General features: G+C 70.5%; 14 protein-coding genes. All 14 read right to left on the minus strand.

Annotated features, from left to right (window positions below; all coding sequences use genetic code 11):
• Positions 1 to 53: 53 nt before the first annotated feature.
• Positions 54 to 2,156 (minus strand): elongation factor G, encoded by a 2,103-nt coding sequence (gene fusA, locus AC2IPW_RS17540; RefSeq protein ID WP_003937664.1) that lies wholly within the window; start codon positions 2,154 to 2,156, stop codon positions 54 to 56.
• 147 nt (positions 2,157 to 2,303) lie between these two features.
• Positions 2,304 to 2,774: a 30S ribosomal protein S7 gene (rpsG, locus tag AC2IPW_RS17545; protein ID WP_003937663.1), complete on the minus strand. Its 471-nt coding sequence runs from the start codon at positions 2,772 to 2,774 to the stop codon at positions 2,304 to 2,306.
• Entirely contained in the window at positions 2,774 to 3,148 is a 375-nt protein-coding gene (rpsL, locus tag AC2IPW_RS17550; RefSeq protein ID WP_003937662.1) for a 30S ribosomal protein S12, read from the minus strand. Before rpsL ends, rpsG begins: the two co-directional genes overlap by 1 nt.
• Before the next feature lie 310 nt (positions 3,149 to 3,458).
• Positions 3,459 to 3,983 (minus strand): DUF3558 domain-containing protein, encoded by a 525-nt coding sequence (locus AC2IPW_RS17555; RefSeq protein WP_486377023.1) that lies wholly within the window; start codon positions 3,981 to 3,983, stop codon positions 3,459 to 3,461.
• Between the two features lie 8 nt (positions 3,984 to 3,991).
• Positions 3,992 to 4,534 carry a DUF3558 domain-containing protein gene (locus tag AC2IPW_RS17560; RefSeq protein WP_003937660.1) on the minus strand — a complete coding sequence of 181 codons (543 nt, stop codon included), beginning with the start codon at positions 4,532 to 4,534 and terminating at the stop codon, positions 3,992 to 3,994.
• Positions 4,535 to 4,543: 9 nt separating this feature from the next.
• Positions 4,544 to 5,173 (minus strand): TetR/AcrR family transcriptional regulator, encoded by a 630-nt coding sequence (locus AC2IPW_RS17565; protein WP_003937659.1) that lies wholly within the window; start codon positions 5,171 to 5,173, stop codon positions 4,544 to 4,546.
• Positions 5,170 to 5,826 carry a TetR/AcrR family transcriptional regulator gene (locus AC2IPW_RS17570; protein WP_003937658.1) on the minus strand — a complete coding sequence of 219 codons (657 nt, stop codon included), beginning with the start codon at positions 5,824 to 5,826 and terminating at the stop codon, positions 5,170 to 5,172. The genes AC2IPW_RS17565 and AC2IPW_RS17570 overlap by 4 nt, the downstream gene beginning before the upstream one ends.
• Positions 5,827 to 5,988: 162 nt before the next feature.
• Complete coding sequence (locus AC2IPW_RS17575; protein ID WP_003937657.1) at positions 5,989 to 6,768, minus strand: enoyl-CoA hydratase family protein; 780 nt, start codon at positions 6,766 to 6,768, stop codon at positions 5,989 to 5,991.
• A 10-nt stretch (positions 6,769 to 6,778) separates the two neighbouring features.
• Positions 6,779 to 7,939 (minus strand): acyl-CoA dehydrogenase family protein, encoded by a 1,161-nt coding sequence (locus AC2IPW_RS17580; protein ID WP_010591984.1) that lies wholly within the window; start codon positions 7,937 to 7,939, stop codon positions 6,779 to 6,781.
• A 2-nt stretch (positions 7,940 to 7,941) separates the two neighbouring features.
• On the minus strand, positions 7,942 to 10,287 hold the full coding sequence (locus AC2IPW_RS17585; protein WP_486375280.1) for an acetyl/propionyl/methylcrotonyl-CoA carboxylase subunit alpha: 2,346 nt from the start codon (positions 10,285 to 10,287) through the stop codon (positions 7,942 to 7,944).
• 7 nt (positions 10,288 to 10,294) lie between these two features.
• Positions 10,295 to 11,893, minus strand: coding sequence for an acyl-CoA carboxylase subunit beta (locus AC2IPW_RS17590; protein WP_486375281.1), 1,599 nt, complete (start codon positions 11,891 to 11,893; stop codon positions 10,295 to 10,297).
• Positions 11,890 to 13,038, minus strand: coding sequence for an acyl-CoA dehydrogenase family protein (locus tag AC2IPW_RS17595; RefSeq protein WP_486375282.1), 1,149 nt, complete (start codon positions 13,036 to 13,038; stop codon positions 11,890 to 11,892). Before AC2IPW_RS17595 ends, AC2IPW_RS17590 begins: the two co-directional genes overlap by 4 nt.
• Positions 13,035 to 14,795 (minus strand): acyclic terpene utilization AtuA family protein, encoded by a 1,761-nt coding sequence (locus tag AC2IPW_RS17600; protein ID WP_003937652.1) that lies wholly within the window; start codon positions 14,793 to 14,795, stop codon positions 13,035 to 13,037. The genes AC2IPW_RS17595 and AC2IPW_RS17600 overlap by 4 nt, the downstream gene beginning before the upstream one ends.
• Entirely contained in the window at positions 14,792 to 15,583 is a 792-nt protein-coding gene (locus tag AC2IPW_RS17605; RefSeq protein ID WP_486375283.1) for a TIGR03084 family metal-binding protein, read from the minus strand. The genes AC2IPW_RS17600 and AC2IPW_RS17605 overlap by 4 nt, the downstream gene beginning before the upstream one ends.
• Positions 15,584 to 15,615 lie beyond the last annotated feature (32 nt).

The following is a 15,615-nucleotide window of genomic DNA, read 5'->3' on the forward strand; positions in this document are numbered from 1 at the left end:
GTGCGGTTTTGTTACTTACTTGGTCGTGCAGCCGACCGGTTCTGCAACCGAGGTTACTCGCCGGTCGCCTTGGCGATGATTTCCTTCGAGACGTTCGACGGAACCTCAGCGTAGGAATCGAACACCATGGAGAAGTTCGCGCGACCCTGGGTCTTCGACCGCAGGTCACCGATGTAACCGAACATCTCCGAGAGCGGAACCAGCGCCTTCACGACACGGGCACCACTGCGTTCCTCCATGGCCTGGATCTGGCCACGGCGGGAGTTGAGGTCGCCGATCACTTCACCCATGTAGTCCTCGGGGGTGGTGACCTCGACAGCCATGAGCGGCTCGAGGATGACCGGCGCGGCCTTGCGCGCAGCCTCCTTCAGAGCCTGCGAACCGGCGATCTTGAACGCCATTTCCGACGAGTCCACGTCGTGGTAGGCGCCGTCGAGCAGGGTGACCTTGACGTTCACCAGCGGGTACCCGGCGAGCACGCCGTACTGCATCGCGTCCTGCGCACCGGCGTCGACCGACGGGATGTACTCGCGGGGCACGCGACCACCGGTGACCTTGTTCTCGAACTCGTAGGTCGCGCCGTCCTCGCCCACGAACGGCTCGAGGGCGATGATGACCTTCGCGAACTGGCCGGAACCGCCGGTCTGCTTCTTGTGCGTGAACTCGAGCTTCTCGACCGGCTTGGTGATGGTCTCGCGGTACGCCACCTGCGGCTTGCCGACGTTGGCCTCGACCTTGAACTCGCGACGCATCCGGTCGACGAGGATGTCGAGGTGGAGCTCGCCCATGCCGCCGATGACGGTCTGGCCGGTCTCCTCGTCGAGCTCGACGGAGAAGGTGGGATCCTCCTCGGCCAGCTTCTGGATCGCGGTGCCCAGCTTCTCCTGGTCGGACTTGGTCTTCGGCTCGATGGAGACCTGGATGACCGGGTCCGGGAAGGTCATGGACTCGAGCACGATCGGGGCGTCCTGCGCGCACAGGGTGTCGCCGGTCGTGGTGTCCTTCAGGCCGATCATCGCGTAGATGTGGCCGGCCACCGCCTCGTCGACCGGGTTCTCCTTGTTGGCGTGCATCTGGAACAGCTTGCCGATGCGCTCCTTCTTGCCCTTGGTGGCGTTGAGCACCTGGGCGCCGGGCTCGATGCGACCGGAGTACACGCGCACGAAGGTCAGCTTGCCGAAGAACGGGTGCGCGGCGATCTTGAACGCCAGCGCGGAGAAGGGCTCGTCCTTGCTCGGCTTGCGAGTGAGGGTCTCCTCCTCGTCGCCGAGCTTGTGTCCCTCGACCTCGCCGATGTCGAGCGGGTTCGGCAGGTAGTCGATGACCGCGTCGAGCATGGGCTGGATGCCCTTGTTCTTGAACGCGGACCCGCACAGCACCGGGTACAGCTCGGAGGCGACGGTCAGCTTCCGGATGGCGCCCTTGATCTCGGCGACGGTCAGTTCCTCGCCACCGAAGTACTTCTCCATGAGCTCTTCGTCGCTCTCGGCGACCGTCTCGAGCAGCTTCTCGCGGTACTCGGCGGCCTTGTCGGCCAGGTCCGCGGGGATCTCCTCGACGGTCGGCTCGGCGCCGATCTCGACGGTGCCACGCCAGGTGTAGGCCTTCATCTCGACCAGGTCGACGACGCCGTCGAACGCGTCCTCGGCACCGATCGGCAGCTGCAGGACGAGCGGCTTGGCGCCGAGGCGGTCGATGATGGTCTGGACCGTGAAGTAGAAGTCCGCGCCCATCTTGTCCATCTTGTTGACGAAGCAGATGCGCGGAACGTCGTACTTGGCAGCCTGCCGCCAGACCTGCTCGGACTGCGGCTCGACGCCCTCCTTGCCGTCGAACACGGCGACCGCGCCGTCGAGGACGCGCAGCGACCGCTCGACCTCGACCGTGAAGTCGACGTGGCCGGGGGTGTCGATGATGTTGATCTGGTTCTTGTTCCAGAAGCAGGTCACCGCGGCGGAGGTGATGGTGATGCCGCGTTCCTTCTCCTGCTCCATCCAGTCGGTGGTCGACGCACCGTCGTGGGTCTCACCGATCTTGTAGTTCACACCGGTGTAGAAGAGGATGCGCTCGGTCGTCGTGGTCTTGCCGGCATCGATGTGCGCCATGATGCCGATGTTGCGGACCTTGTTCAGGTCGGTCAGCACTTCCTGTGCCACAGGTAACCCCGCTCGTAGCTCGTGTCGGTCCTAGGGTGCGGACCAGTGTTCTCGGATGTTCAGCCGGCCTTCAGGGACCGACACAGTTGTGCGAGCGGCCGGCCGGGAGGATGTCGGTAGCACCGGACCCTCCCGACCGGCAGCGACTCACCAGCGGTAGTGCGCGAACGCCTTGTTGGCCTCGGCCATCTTGTGGGTGTCCTCGCGACGCTTCACGGACGCACCCAGACCGTTGCTGGCGTCGAGGAGCTCGTTCGCGAGACGCTCGACCATCGTCTTCTCACGACGCTGACGCGAGAAGGTGACCAGCCACCGCAGCGCGAGGGTGGTCGAACGGCCGGGACGAACCTCGACCGGCACCTGGTAGGTGGCGCCACCGACACGGCGGCTGCGCACCTCGAGGGCGGGCTTGACGTTGTCCAGCGCGCGCTTGAGGGTGACGACCGGATCGGTGCCGGTCTTCTCGCGCGCCCGCTCGAGTGCCTCATAGACGATGCGCTCGGCGGTGGACTTCTTGCCGTCCAGCAGGATCTTGTTGACCAGCTGGGTGACCAGCGGCGACCCGTAGACCGGGTCGGCGATCAGGGGACGCTTCGGAGCGGGACCCTTACGTGGCATCAGCCCTTCTCCTTCTTCGCGCCGTAGCGGCTGCGCGCCTGCTTACGGTTCTTGACACCCTGGGTGTCGAGCGAACCGCGGATGATCTTGTAGCGGACACCGGGGAGGTCCTTCACACGACCACCGCGCACGAGCACCATCGAGTGCTCCTGCAGGTTGTGACCCTCACCCGGGATGTACGCGGTGACCTCGACGGAGCTGGTCAGACGCACGCGGGCGACCTTCCGGAGCGCCGAGTTCGGCTTCTTCGGGGTGGTGGTGTACACGCGAGTGCACACGCCGCGACGCTGCGGGCTGCCCTTGAGGGCCGCGGTCTTGACCTTGGCGGCCTTGTCGCGGCGGCCCTTGCGGACCAGCTGATTGATGGTTGGCATCTACCGGCTTTCTCGTTGTCTGAAGACTGCTCGCACGAGCAACCTTGGCTGTTCTGAAATTAGGGATCCATCGGTTGGGGCAAGAGAGCTGCTGCCCCGCACCCACCCCTCGTGTGCACACGAGGTCGGGCGTGTCGCGTACCCCCACACAGGCAGCCGGGGGCTCGCTCCTGCGGAGATTCCACAGACCGCGCGCACGGCACTACCTCGCATAGGCACACAGATCGGCCCGGGCATGCCGGACACGACCCACAACGATACCCGGCGGCGCGGCGCGAGGTCAAAGCGAGTCGCGGGGGTCCGCCGGCGCTCAACTGCTGAGGTCGAGGGTCAGTCGGGCCAGCGTGACGGCCGCCGCACACGAATCCGAGGACTGCGGGCCGGGGGCGTACTGGACCCACCAGCCGAAGATCCCTGTCGTGGACGCTCCCGCCGAGATCCCGCAGGACGCCGGGTCGTCGGGCGGGCGCATCAGCACGGCCCGCCGGCCCTCCACGGTCGTGTTCTCCACCGCGTACCCCAGCCGTTGCGCCGTCCCCCGCTCGGTGTCCAGCGAACCCGTCTCGAACCAGTTGAAGGTGATCTTCGCCGCCCCGCCCGCAGTGTCCCACCGGCAGATCGCCCCGAAGAAGCCCCGCTCGACCGCCTCCACGCCGACCGCCTCGGCGATCTGCTCGTCGGTGACGGCGTCGCACTCGGTGAGCAGGCGGGTGAACTCGGCGGAGGCGCCACCCGATCCGGCCCCCTGCGGCACCGCCTGACCCTCGATCGTGCTGCCGCATCCGGCGAGCGCCGCAGCCAGGACCAGCACTGCCGGCAGGGCCGCCTCCCGCATCGTCCGCGTCACTCCTGTGCCCTTTCCGCGCTGAGCTCGGCCAGGTCGCGGGCCACCACGCACGCGTCCGCGGCCGGGGTGAAGGACCCGTACGTCACGGACCAGTGCACGAAGTCGCCGCCGAACTGCACGCCGATCTCGCACAGCACGGTCTGCCCGACGTCGTTCTGTGCCGAGCCCTGGAAGCCGGGTCTGCCGTCGATCTCCACGTCGATCGCGGGCCGGCCGATCAGGTCGGAACCGGCTCGTTCGCGGCCGATCGGGCTGCCGCGGTACCAGGAGAACGTCACGCTCGGGCCGCCCGCCCCGACCAGCTCCCATTCGCACCCCACCGAGTTGCGGGTGATCTGTGCGAACGACCCCAACCCGAAGGCCCGGGCCACCTCGTCGTCGGTGACCGACCCGCACGCACCGAAGAACGGGCCCGGCTCGGTCACCGCCAGCGTGGGCGCCGCGCCCGGAGCCGGGGTCTCGGCCGCATCCGAACCGCACCCGGCGACGACGGCACCGACGAGCCCGAGGACCGCGACCGTGGCCGGCTTGGGAAGCATGACACCAACCTAACCGGCCGGGTGCTGCGCCGCCGCACGCTGCCGGGCCGCGTCGAGCACCGTGTCGAGCTGCGCGGCCCAGTGCTTCACGATCTCGGCCCGACGCCGCGAGTCGTCGGTGAGGACGTCGGCGAGGCCGAGGCCGCGCGCGAGGTCGAGGGTCGCCTGCACCATGCGGTGCACCGTCGGGTCGACCTCGTCCACGCCGAGCTGCTCGACGGCGACCCGGTGGGCGACGCGGCCGAAGTGTTCCTCGAGCGGGACGATGCGGGCCCGCAGTTCGGGATCGGCGGCCGCGGCCGTCCACACCTGCAGCGCCGCCTTGAACAGGCTGCCGGTGTAGTAGTCGACGAGCCGGCGCACCACCGCCTCGGTACGGGCGACGCCGACGGGCATGTCGACGGGCTCGCGGCGGGCGAGGTCCATCCGGCTGTCGAACATGAACTCGAGCGCTGCGGTGATCAGGTCCTCCCGGGTCGGGAAGTGGTGCTGCGCGGCGCCCCGGGAGACCCCCGCCCGTTCGGCGACGACGCCCACGGTGGTCGCGCCCCACCCCAGCTCCGCGAGGCAGTCGATGCTCGCCTCGAGCAGCCGGCGGCGCGTGACCCGGCTCCGATCCTGTTTGGGCTGGCGGGTCATCGCGGCGCGTCCTCGCCGGTGGCGGCCGTGGGTTCGTCGTCCACGAGGACCTGTTCGAGCTGACGGCGCCACACCGCCAGCTGGGGTTCGGTCAGCGGGTCGCGCGGGTCGATGGCGTAGCCGAGGGCCGCCCCGCGCATCGCCTGGTAGATCAGGTCACGCACCTCCACGAACCGGGGGCGGTTCGCGATCTCGGGACCGAAGTTCGCCGTCGTCTGCTCCTTGATCATCCGCCCCAGGATGCGTTCGAGCGGCAGCAACTCGGCCCGGAGTTCCTCGTGGCCGCGGGCGGCGAGCCACAGTTCCATCGAGGCCCAGAAGTACGGCTGCCGGAAGTGCCACCACATCCGGTCGACCGCGGCGGCGATCCGTGCGATCGGGTCGGTGGGCCAGGGGCGGTCTCGGTCGAGCCCCTGAACCCCCTGGGCGGCGAGGTGATGCACGGCGGCGACGAGCAGCGCGTCCCGCGACGGGTAGTGGTGCAGCAGCCGTCCGCGGGACACGCCGGCTGCCTGCTGGATGCGCACCGTGGTGGCGTTGGAGTAGCCGTGTTCGACCAGCACGGCCACCGCCGCATCGAGGATCCGCTTGCGGGTGGCGCGGCTGCGTTCCTGCTCGCCGCGACGGCGGGTGTCCGGGGACGGGCTGCTCATGGCGATCAGATTAGGCAGACCGCCGCGCCGGCTCGCGGAGGGTGACCGTCCACGTGAGGCACCCGGGACGGGTGCCGCCGACGACCGCCCGCACGTGCGCGCCCGGCCCGGCAGATCTCGACCACGTCCCGGTCGGGTCCGGCCGGGGCGACGGACCGTCCCTCACGGACGGCTCCACGCCGGTGGCCGCTTCTGCAGGAAAGCGGTCATCCCCTCGACCGCCTCCGGCGAGCCGAACAGCCGCGCCGACTGCTCCGCCAGCTCCTCCCCGTACCGGTCGAAGTCGGCGAGCATCCGCATCGTGGTCAGCCTCTTGGATTCGCCCAGCCCCTGCGGGGAACACTCGCGCAGCTGGGCGAGGATCTCCGCCACCGCGGCCCGCGGATCGTCGGTGTCGACGGTGACCAGGCCGATCGCCGCCGCAACCTCCGGCCCGAACCGCTCCCCGGTGAGGAAGTAGCGGCTCGCGGCGCGGGAGGTGAGCCGCGGCAGCACCGTCAGCGAGATGATCGACGCGGCCAATCCCAGCCGGGCCTCGGTCAACGCGAACGTCGACCGCGGCCCGGCGACGGCGAGATCGCACGCGCCGACCAACCCCATGCCGCCGGCGCGCACGTGCCCGTCGATTCGCCCGATCACCGGTTTGGGCAGCTCCAGGATCGAGCGCAGCACCGCCGTCATCTCCCGGGTCCGGGCGGCGGCCGCCGCCGCGGCGCCACCCTCCGCGGCGCTCGCCTCGCTCAGGTCGGCCCCGGCACAGAAGGTGCCGCCCTCGTGGGTGAGCACGACGGCGCGGACCCCGTCGTCGGCGGCCGCGTCGGCAAGTCCCTGCCGGAGCTGCGCGACGAGCCTGGCGGAGATCGCGTTGCGGTTGTGCGGCGAGTCGAGAGTGAGGGTGGCGAAACCCTCGCTCACCTCGTACCGGACGAATGTCTCGGACACCGGCGCTCCCTCAGTACGACCGCGGCAGACCCAGCGAGTGCTGGGACACGAAGTTGAGGATCATCTCCCGGCTGACCGGCGCCACCCGTGCGATACGCGCGGCGCCGAGCATCGCGGCCAGCCCGTACTCCCGGGTGAGCCCGCCCCCGCCGTGGGTCTGGATCGCCTGGTCGAGCGATTTGATGCTGGCCTCGGCCGCGGCGTACTTGGCCATGTTCGCGGCTTCGGCGGCACCGAAGTCGTCACCGCTGTCGTACAGCACCGCCGCCTTCTGCATCATCAGCTTCGCCAGCTCGAGCTCGATCTTGCACTGGGCGAGCGGGTGTGCGATGCCCTGGTGTGCCCCGATCGGCGACTTCCACACGGTGCGTTCGTTGGCGTACCGCACCGCGGCGTCCAGGGCGTAGCGGCCCATCCCGACGGCCATCGCCGCGCCGAGGATCCGCTCGGGATTCAGACCGGCGAACAACTGCATCAGCGCCGCGTCCGGCTCTCCCACCAGCGCGTCCGCCGGCAGTCGCACGTCGTCGAGGAACAGGGTGAACTGGTGGTCCGGCTCGACGATGTCCATCTCCATCGGCGTCTTGACGAAGTTCTCGGCATCGGTCGGGACGATGAACAGGGCCGGCCGCAACTTGCCGCTCTTCGCGTCCTCGGTGCGGGCGACGACGAGCACCGCGTCGGCCTGGTCCACGCCGGAGATGTAGATCTTGCTGCCGTGCAGGATCCAGTCCTCGCCGTCGCGGCGTGCGACGGTGGTGATCTGGTGCGAGTTGGACCCGGCGTCGGGCTCGGTGATGCCGAACGCCATGATCTTCGAGCCGTCGGCGAGCCCGGGCAGCCAGCGCTGCTTCTGCTCGTCGGTGCCGAACTTGGCGATGATGGTGCCGCAGATGGCGGGTGAGACGACCACCAGCAGCAGCCCGCAGCCCTGCGCGGCGAGTTCCTCCTGCACCAGGGCGAGTTCGTAGATGCCGGCCCCACCGCCGCCGAATTCCTCCGGCAGGTTCACACCCAGGAACCCCAGGCCGGCGGCCTCGCGCCACAGCTCGGTCAACGGTTCGCCCTTGCGGGCCTTCGGCAGCACGTAGTCGGTGTAGTTGTAGCGCTTGGCCAGGCCCGCGACCGCGGCCCGCAGTTGCTTCTGCTCGTCGGTTTCGATGACGCTCATGGTTACTCCTCGATGTCGGCCGGGGCGGACGGTTCGCCGGACTCGGCGGGGGTGACGACGGCCAGCACGGCGCCCAGTTCGACCTGGGTGCCGACGGCGACGGGCAGTTCGGTGAGCACGCCCGCGGTGGGGGCCTTGACGATGTGTTCCATCTTCATCGCCTCGAGCCACAGGACCGGTTGTCCCGCGTCGACCGCGTCGCCGACCGCGGCCCCGATCCGGATCACCGACCCGGGCATCGGCGCGAGCAGCGATCCCGCGGCGACGTGGGCCGAGGGTTCGACGAACCGCGGGATCGCTCGCAGCCGTACCGGACCGAGCGAGGAGTCCACGTGCACCGCGTCGCCGTAGCGCGCGACGTGGAACTGCCGCTGCACGCCGTCGATCGCAAGCACCACCCGGCGCGCGCCGTGCGCGACGAGGACGATGCCCGGATGGCCGTCGGCGACCAGACCGTGCCGGGTGAGCCGGTACCGCACCTCGTGTTCACCGTGGTCACCGTCGTACCGTTTGACCTGGGGCTGCGACGGCAGGTTGCGCCAGCCGCTCGGCAGGCCGCGGGCGACCGTTGCCGCCGCACGACGAGCGGCGGCGTCGGCCAGGGCGGCGGCGAGCGCGGACAGCGACTCGGCGGCGGCGTCGGCGAGCGGCGCGGCGAGCGTGGCGAGCCCGTGGGTGTCGAAGAAGGCGGTGTCGGTGTTTCCGGCCAGGAACCCGGGATGCCGGAGCACGTTCACGAGTAGGTCCCGGTTGGTGCGCAGACCGTGCACCTCCGCGCGGGCCAGCGACGTCTCGAGCATGCGGGCCGCGCGGTCCCGGGTCGGGGCGTAGGCGATCACCTTCGCGAGCATCGGGTCGTAGTGCACGCCCACCACCGAGCCGTCCTGCACGCCGGCGTCCAGCCGCAGCCCGGGTCCGGTCAGCACCTCGAACTCGGCGACACGACCGGGCAGGGCGAGGCGGTGCACCGTGCCGGACTGCGGCCGCCAGTCCTGAGCGGGATCCTCCGCGTAGAGCCGCACCTCGATCGAATGTCCGCTCGCCTGCGGCGGTTCGGGATCGAGACGGCCGCCGGCAGCAATCTGCAGCTGCAGGTCGACGAGGTCGAGCCCGGTGGTGCACTCGGTGACCGGGTGCTCGACCTGCAGCCGGGTGTTCATCTCGAGGAAGAAGAACTCACCCTCCGCGGTGACATCTCCCGTCGCTCCGCTCGCCCCGGTGACATCCCCCGTCGCTCCGCTCGCCCCGGTGACATCCCCCGTCGCTCCGCTCGCCCCGGTGACATCCCCCGTCGCTCCGCTCGCCCCGGTGACATCCCCCGTCGCTCCGCTCGCCCCGGTGACATCCCCCGTCGCTCCGCTCGCCCCGGTGACATCCCCCGTCGCTCCGCTCGCCCCGGTGACATCCCCCGTCGCTCCGCTCGCCCCGGTGACATCCCCCGTCGCTCCGCTCGCCCCGGTGACATCCCCCGTCGCTCCGCTCGCCCCGGTGACATCCCCCGTCGCTCCGCTCGCCCCGGTCGCGAGGAACTCGACCGTCCCGGCGCCCTCGTAGTCGATGGCGTGCGCGGCGCGCCGGGCCGCCTCGAACAGCCGCTCCCGCATGCCGGGCGTGGCGTCGACGAGCGGCGACGGGGCCTCCTCGACCACCTTCTGATGGCGGCGCTGGATCGAGCATTCGCGCTCCCCCACCGCCCACACGGTGCCGTGCCGGTCCGCGAGAACCTGCACTTCGATGTGCCGGCCCGTTTCGAGGTAGCGCTCACAGAACACCGTCGGGTCGCCGAACGCGGACTGCGCCTCGCGTCGCGCCGCCGCGAGCTGGTCGGACAGTTCGGCCAGGTCGCGGACGATCCGCATGCCGCGGCCGCCGCCGCCGGCGGAAGCCTTGATCAGCACGGGCAGGTCGGCCTCGGTCACCGCGGCCGGGTCCAGCTCGGCCAGCACCGGCACGCCGGCGTCGGCCATGATCTTCTTGGCCTCGACCTTCGAACCCATCCGGGCGATGGAGTCCGGGTCCGGCCCGATCCAGGTCAGTCCCGCGTCGAGGACCGCCCTCGCGAATTCGGCGTTCTCCGAGAGGAACCCGTATCCGGGGTGGATCGCGTCGGCCCCCGCCGTGCGGGCGGCGGCGATGATCGCCTCGCCGTGGAGGTAGGTGTCGGCGGGGGCGGTGCCGGGCAGGTGCACCGCGACGTCCGCCTCCGTGACGTGCGGACTGTCGGCGTCCGCGTCGGAGAACACGGCGACGGTGCCGAGGCCGGCGCGCCGGCAGGAGGCGAACACCCGGCGGGCGATCTCGCCGCGATTGGCGACGAGCACGGTGGTGACGGTGTCGGAACGGTTCACTGCTGCCTCACATCCGGAAGACACCGAAGCTGTCGGTGCCCTCGATCGGCGCGTTGGCGATGGCCGACAGGCACATCCCCACCACGGTGCGGGTGTCGCGCGGGTCGATGACCCCGTCGTCGTAGAGCCGGCCGGACAGGAACATCGGCAGCGACTCCGCCTCGATCTGGTTCTCGATCGCCGCGCGCATCGCCTCGTCGGCGGCCTCGTCGAACGCCTGTCCGCGCGCCTCGGCAGCGGCCCGTCCGACGATGGAGATGACGCCCGCGAGCTGTGCGCCGCCCATCACCGCGGACTTGGCGCTGGGCCAGGCGAACAGGAACCGCGGGTCGAAGGCACGACCGCACATCCCGTAGTGGCCGGCACCGTAGGAGGCGCCGAGCAGGATCGAGATGTGCGGCACCGTCGAGTTGGAGACCGCATTGATCATCATCGAGCCGTGCTTGATCATGCCGCGTTCCTCGTACTCGCGGCCGACCATGTAGCCGGTGGTGTTGTGCAGGAACAGCAACGGGGTGTTCGCACGGTTCGCGAGCTGGATGAACTGGGTGGCCTTCTGGGATTCCTCGCTGAACAGCACGCCGCGGGCGTTGGCGAGGATTCCCACCGGGTAGCCGTGCAGACGAGCCCAGCCGGTGACGAGCGACGACCCGTAGAGCGGTTTGAACTCGTCGAAGTCGGAATCGTCGACGATGCGGGCGATCACCTCGCGCGGGTCGAACGGCACCTTGAGGTCGGCGGGCACGATGCCGAGCAGTTCCTCGGGATCGTGACGGGGTTCACGCACCTCCGGGTGGGGTTCGGGGCCCTGCTTGCGCCAGTTCAGACGACGGACGATGCCCCGGCCGATCCGGATCGCGTCGGGTTCGTCGACCGCGTAGTAGTCGGCCAGCCCGGAGGTGCGGGCGTGCATCTCCGCTCCGCCGAGGGATTCGTCGTCGGATTCCTCGCCGGTGGCCATCTTCACCAGGGGCGGCCCGGCGAGGAACACCTTCGACCGCTTCTCGATCATCACCACGTGGTCCGACATGCCGGGTATGTACGCGCCGCCCGCGGTGGAATTGCCGAACACCAGGGCAATGGTCGGGATTCCGGCGGCGGACAGCTGCGTCAGGTCGCGGAACATGCGCCCGCCGGGGATGAACACCTCCTTCTGGGTGGGCAGGTCGGCACCACCCGACTCGACGAGGGAGATGACCGGCAGCCGGTTCTGCATCGCGATGTCGTTGGCGCGGAACCCTTTCCGCAGAGTCCAGGGATTGCTCGTACCGCCGCGGACGGTGGGGTCGTTGGCGACGATCAGGCATTCGACGCCCTCGACGACGCCGATTCCGGTGACGGTGCTGCCGCCGACCGGGAACTCGGTGCCCCAGGCGGCGAGCGGGGACAGCTCGAGGAACGGCGAGTCGGGGTCGAGGAGCAGTTCGATCCGTTCGCGCGGCAGCAGCTTGCCGCGTTCGTGATGCCGCCGGACGTACTTCTCCCCGCCGCCGGCGAGGGCCTTGGCGTGTTCGGCTTCGAGGTCTGCCAGCTGGGCGGTCATCGCCTCGGCCGCGGCGGCGTACTCCGCCGAGGACGGGTCGACGGTCGTCTGCAGGATGCTCACGCGGTGTACCCCAATCGTTTCGCGGCAAGTTCGGTGAGGATCTCGGTGGTACCGCCGCCGATACCGAGGATGCGCATGTCGCGGTACTGTCGTTCGACCTCGGACTCGGCCATGTAGCCCAGGCCGCCGAAGAGCTGCACGGCCTGGTGCGCGACCCACTCCCCGGCCTCGACGGCGGTGTTCTTGGCGAAGCACACCTCAGCGACGAGGTCGCCGTCACCGACGAGGGACCGCTCGACGACGCGCCGGCCGTACACCCGCGCGACGTCGATCCGCCGGGCCATCTCGGCGAGGGTGCGCTGTACGGACTGCCGGGAGATCAGGGGCCGGCCGAACGTCTCGCGGTCCCGGCACCAGGCCACGGTCAGGTCCAGGCACCGCTGCGCGCTCGAGTAGGCCTGCGCGGCGAGGGCGATCCTCTCGGAGACGAAGGCCTGCGCGATCTGCGCGAAGCCGCTGTTCTCGGCTCCGACGAGATTGGCGACCGGCACGCGCACACCGGCGAACGACAGTTCCGCGGTGTCGGAGGCACGCCAGCCCATCTTGTCCAGTTTGCGCGAGACGGTGAATCCCGTTGTGCCCTTTTCGATCACGAGCAGCGAGACGCCACCGGCACCGGGGCCGCCGGTGCGCACAGCGGTGACGACGAAGTCGGCGCGGCAGCCGGAGGTGATGTAGGTCTTGGCGCCGTCGACGATGTAGTGATCGCCGTCGCGGACGGCGGTGGTGGTCAGGTGCCCGACGTCGGAGCCGCCGCCGGGTTCGGTGATCGCGAGGGAGCCGACGAGCTCACCGGCGAGAGTCGGCGCGACCCACTTGCCGATCTGCTCTTCGTCGCCGGCGGCGACGAGGTGCGGCAGGGCGATGCCGCAGGTGAACAGGGAGGCGAACGCCCCGCCGGAGGCGCCGGCCTCGTGGAAGGCCTCGCACACGGTGAGGCTGTCCGCCGCGTCGCCCCCGGCGCCGCCGACGGCCTCGGGGAATCCGGCGCCGAGCAGGCCGAGCGCGGCAGCCTTCTTGTGCAGTTCGCGGGGCAGTTCGCCGTCGCGCTCCCACGCGGCGAGATGCGGCAGGATCTCGCGCCGGACGAAGGAGTGGACCGTCGAGCGCAGCTCGCGGCGTTCGGGGGTGTCCCAGATGCTCACTCGGTGTTCTTCCTCTCGGGGTTCTCCGTCCCGTCGCCGTCCAGGAGGGTCTCGGGGATGTAGAGGTATCTGCTGCGCAGCCACTCGCCGAGGCCCTTTGCCTGCGGGTCGAAGCGGGCCTGCGAGGCGACGCCGCGGCCGAGGATGCCCTCGACCACGAAGTTCACCGCCCGCAGGTTCGGCAGCACATGACGCGTCACGGTCAGGTTCTTCGCTTCGGGCAGCAGCGTTTTCAGCGTGTCGACGGTGAGGGTGTGCACCAGCCACCGCCACTGGTCGTCGGTGCGCACCCACACCCCCACGTTCGCGTCGCCACCCTTGTCGCCGCTGCGGGCGCCGGCGACGAGCCCGAGCGGCGCGTGCCGTACGGGCCCGGGTGGTAGCGGATCGGGAAGTTCGGGTTCGCCGACAGGTTCGAGTGCACGCGTCGGGGTGACGCACGCAATCGGGATTCGGCCGCCGTCCGGCAGCACCGCGGTGTGCGGTACTTCGGCGGCATCGACGTAGCCGGGGGTGAACACCGCGTACGGCTGCCCGTTACCGGGCGGGGCGGTCAGCGAGAAGCCGGGGTAGCTGGCGAGCGCGTACTCGACGGCGACCGAGGAGAAGGCGCGGCCGACGACCTTCGGGTCGCGGTCGCGCACGGTGCAGCGCAGCAGGGCGCTGGCCGCCTCCTCGGTGTCGGCGTCCGGATGGTCGGTGCGGGCGAGGGTCCACTCGAGCTCGGCAGGCCGGGTGGTCAGGTCCGCTTCCACCTGCCGTCGCACCAGCGCGGCCTTGGCCTCGATGTCGAGGCCGGTGAGGACGAACACCGCTTCGTTCCGGAAGCCGGCGAGGGCGTTGAGGGAGACCTTCAGCGTGGGTGGCGGCGCCTCGCCGCGGACGCCGCTGATCCGGACCCGGTCCGGCCCGTCCTGGGTGAGCCGGACGGTGTCGAGGCGGGTGGTGACATCGGGACCGGCGTAGCGGCCACCGGTCACCTCGTACAGCAGCTGGGCAGTCACGGTGCCGACGGTGACGGCGCCGCCGGTGCCGGGATGCTTGGTGATCGTGGAACTTCCGTCGGCCTCGATCTCGGCGATCGGGAAGCCCGGCCGGTCGAGATCGGCGATCTCGGTGAAGAAGGCGTAGTTGCCGCCGGTCGCCTGGGCGCCGCACTCGATCACGTGCCCAGCCGCCACCGCGCCCGCGAGAGCGTCGAAATCGTCCCGGGCCCAACCGAAATGGGCCGCCGCGGGCCCGACGATCACCGAGGCGTCGGTGACCCGGCCGGTGACGACGAGGTCGGCGCCGGCGTTCAGGCATTCCGCGATACCCCAGGCGCCGAGGTAGGCGTTGGCAGTCAGCGGCGGTGGATCGGCGGCCAGACCGAGTTCGGCGGCCCGGGCGATGAGGTCGTCGCCCTCGACGTGGGCGACGGCGACGTCGAGTCCGAGCCGGCCGGCGAGGTCGCGCACGGCCGTCGCCAGCCCGGCGGGGTTGAGCCCCCCGGCATTGGCGACGATCTTCACGCCCTTGTCGACGGCGAGCCCGAGACAGTCCTCAAGTTGCCGCAGGAACGTCTTGGCATAACCGAGCTCCGGGTCCTTCATCCGGTCCCGGCCGAGGATGAGCATGGTCAGCTCGGCGAGATAATCGCCGGTCAGGTAGTCGAGTTCGCCGCCCTCGAGCATCTCCCGCATGGCCCTGAGCCGGTCACCGTAGAAGCCGGAACAGTTTCCGATGCGCACCGCACGGCCCGCCGGCTGCGCGTTCACGCGTTCGCTCCGTCCGGGGTGCGACCGGCGCCGGGCGGCCCGGCGAATGCCTGAGCGAGGTCGAGCCACGCATCCGCGTCCGGTCCGGTGGCGACGAGGTCGGTGTCGGCGCGGTGGACCCGCTGGGTCACCAGGCGGCAGAAGTCGAGGGCGGATCCCGTGACGGTCTGGGTGGCGCCCTCGGGACCCCAGGTCCATTCCTGCCCGTCGGGGGCGGTGAGCCGGACGTGGAACGACCCGGCAGGCGGGGTGCGCCCGTGCACGGTGAACGCGAAGTCGCGGGTGCGGACACCGAGATGGGCGATGTGGCGCAGCCGGTGCGTGGGCGTGCGGGTGACGCCCAGCGCGTCGGCTACGTCGGAGCCGTGCGCCCAGGTCTCCATCAGCCGCGCGGTGGCCATCGAAGCCGCACTCATGGGCGGGCCGTACCAGACGATCTTGGTCCCGGCGGGGACGGCCGCGAGGGCGTCGGCGAGGGCGCGCCGCGCCGCACGCCAGTCGGCGAGCAGTTCGGCCGGCGGCCGACGGGCCTGTTCCCGCGCCCCGTCGTCGACGAAGCGGTCCGGGTCGGTGATCTCGCCGAGCCCGGCGACGAACGCCTCCGGGTCTTCGACGGCGGTGAGGGCGGCGCGGTCGGTCCACAGCAGGTGTCCGACCTGGTGGGCGATGGTCCAGCCCTCGGCGGGCGTCGAGGTCGTCCAGCGCTCGTCCGGAAGGTCGGCGACGAGGGCGTCGAGGTCGTCGCCCTCGGCACGCAGGTCGTCGAGAAGCGGTTGCAGCTCCGTCATGCGACCAGAGTCACACCCCCGGCAGCAAAAAT

Source organism: Rhodococcus sp. NS-SX18 (assembly GCF_057367935.1).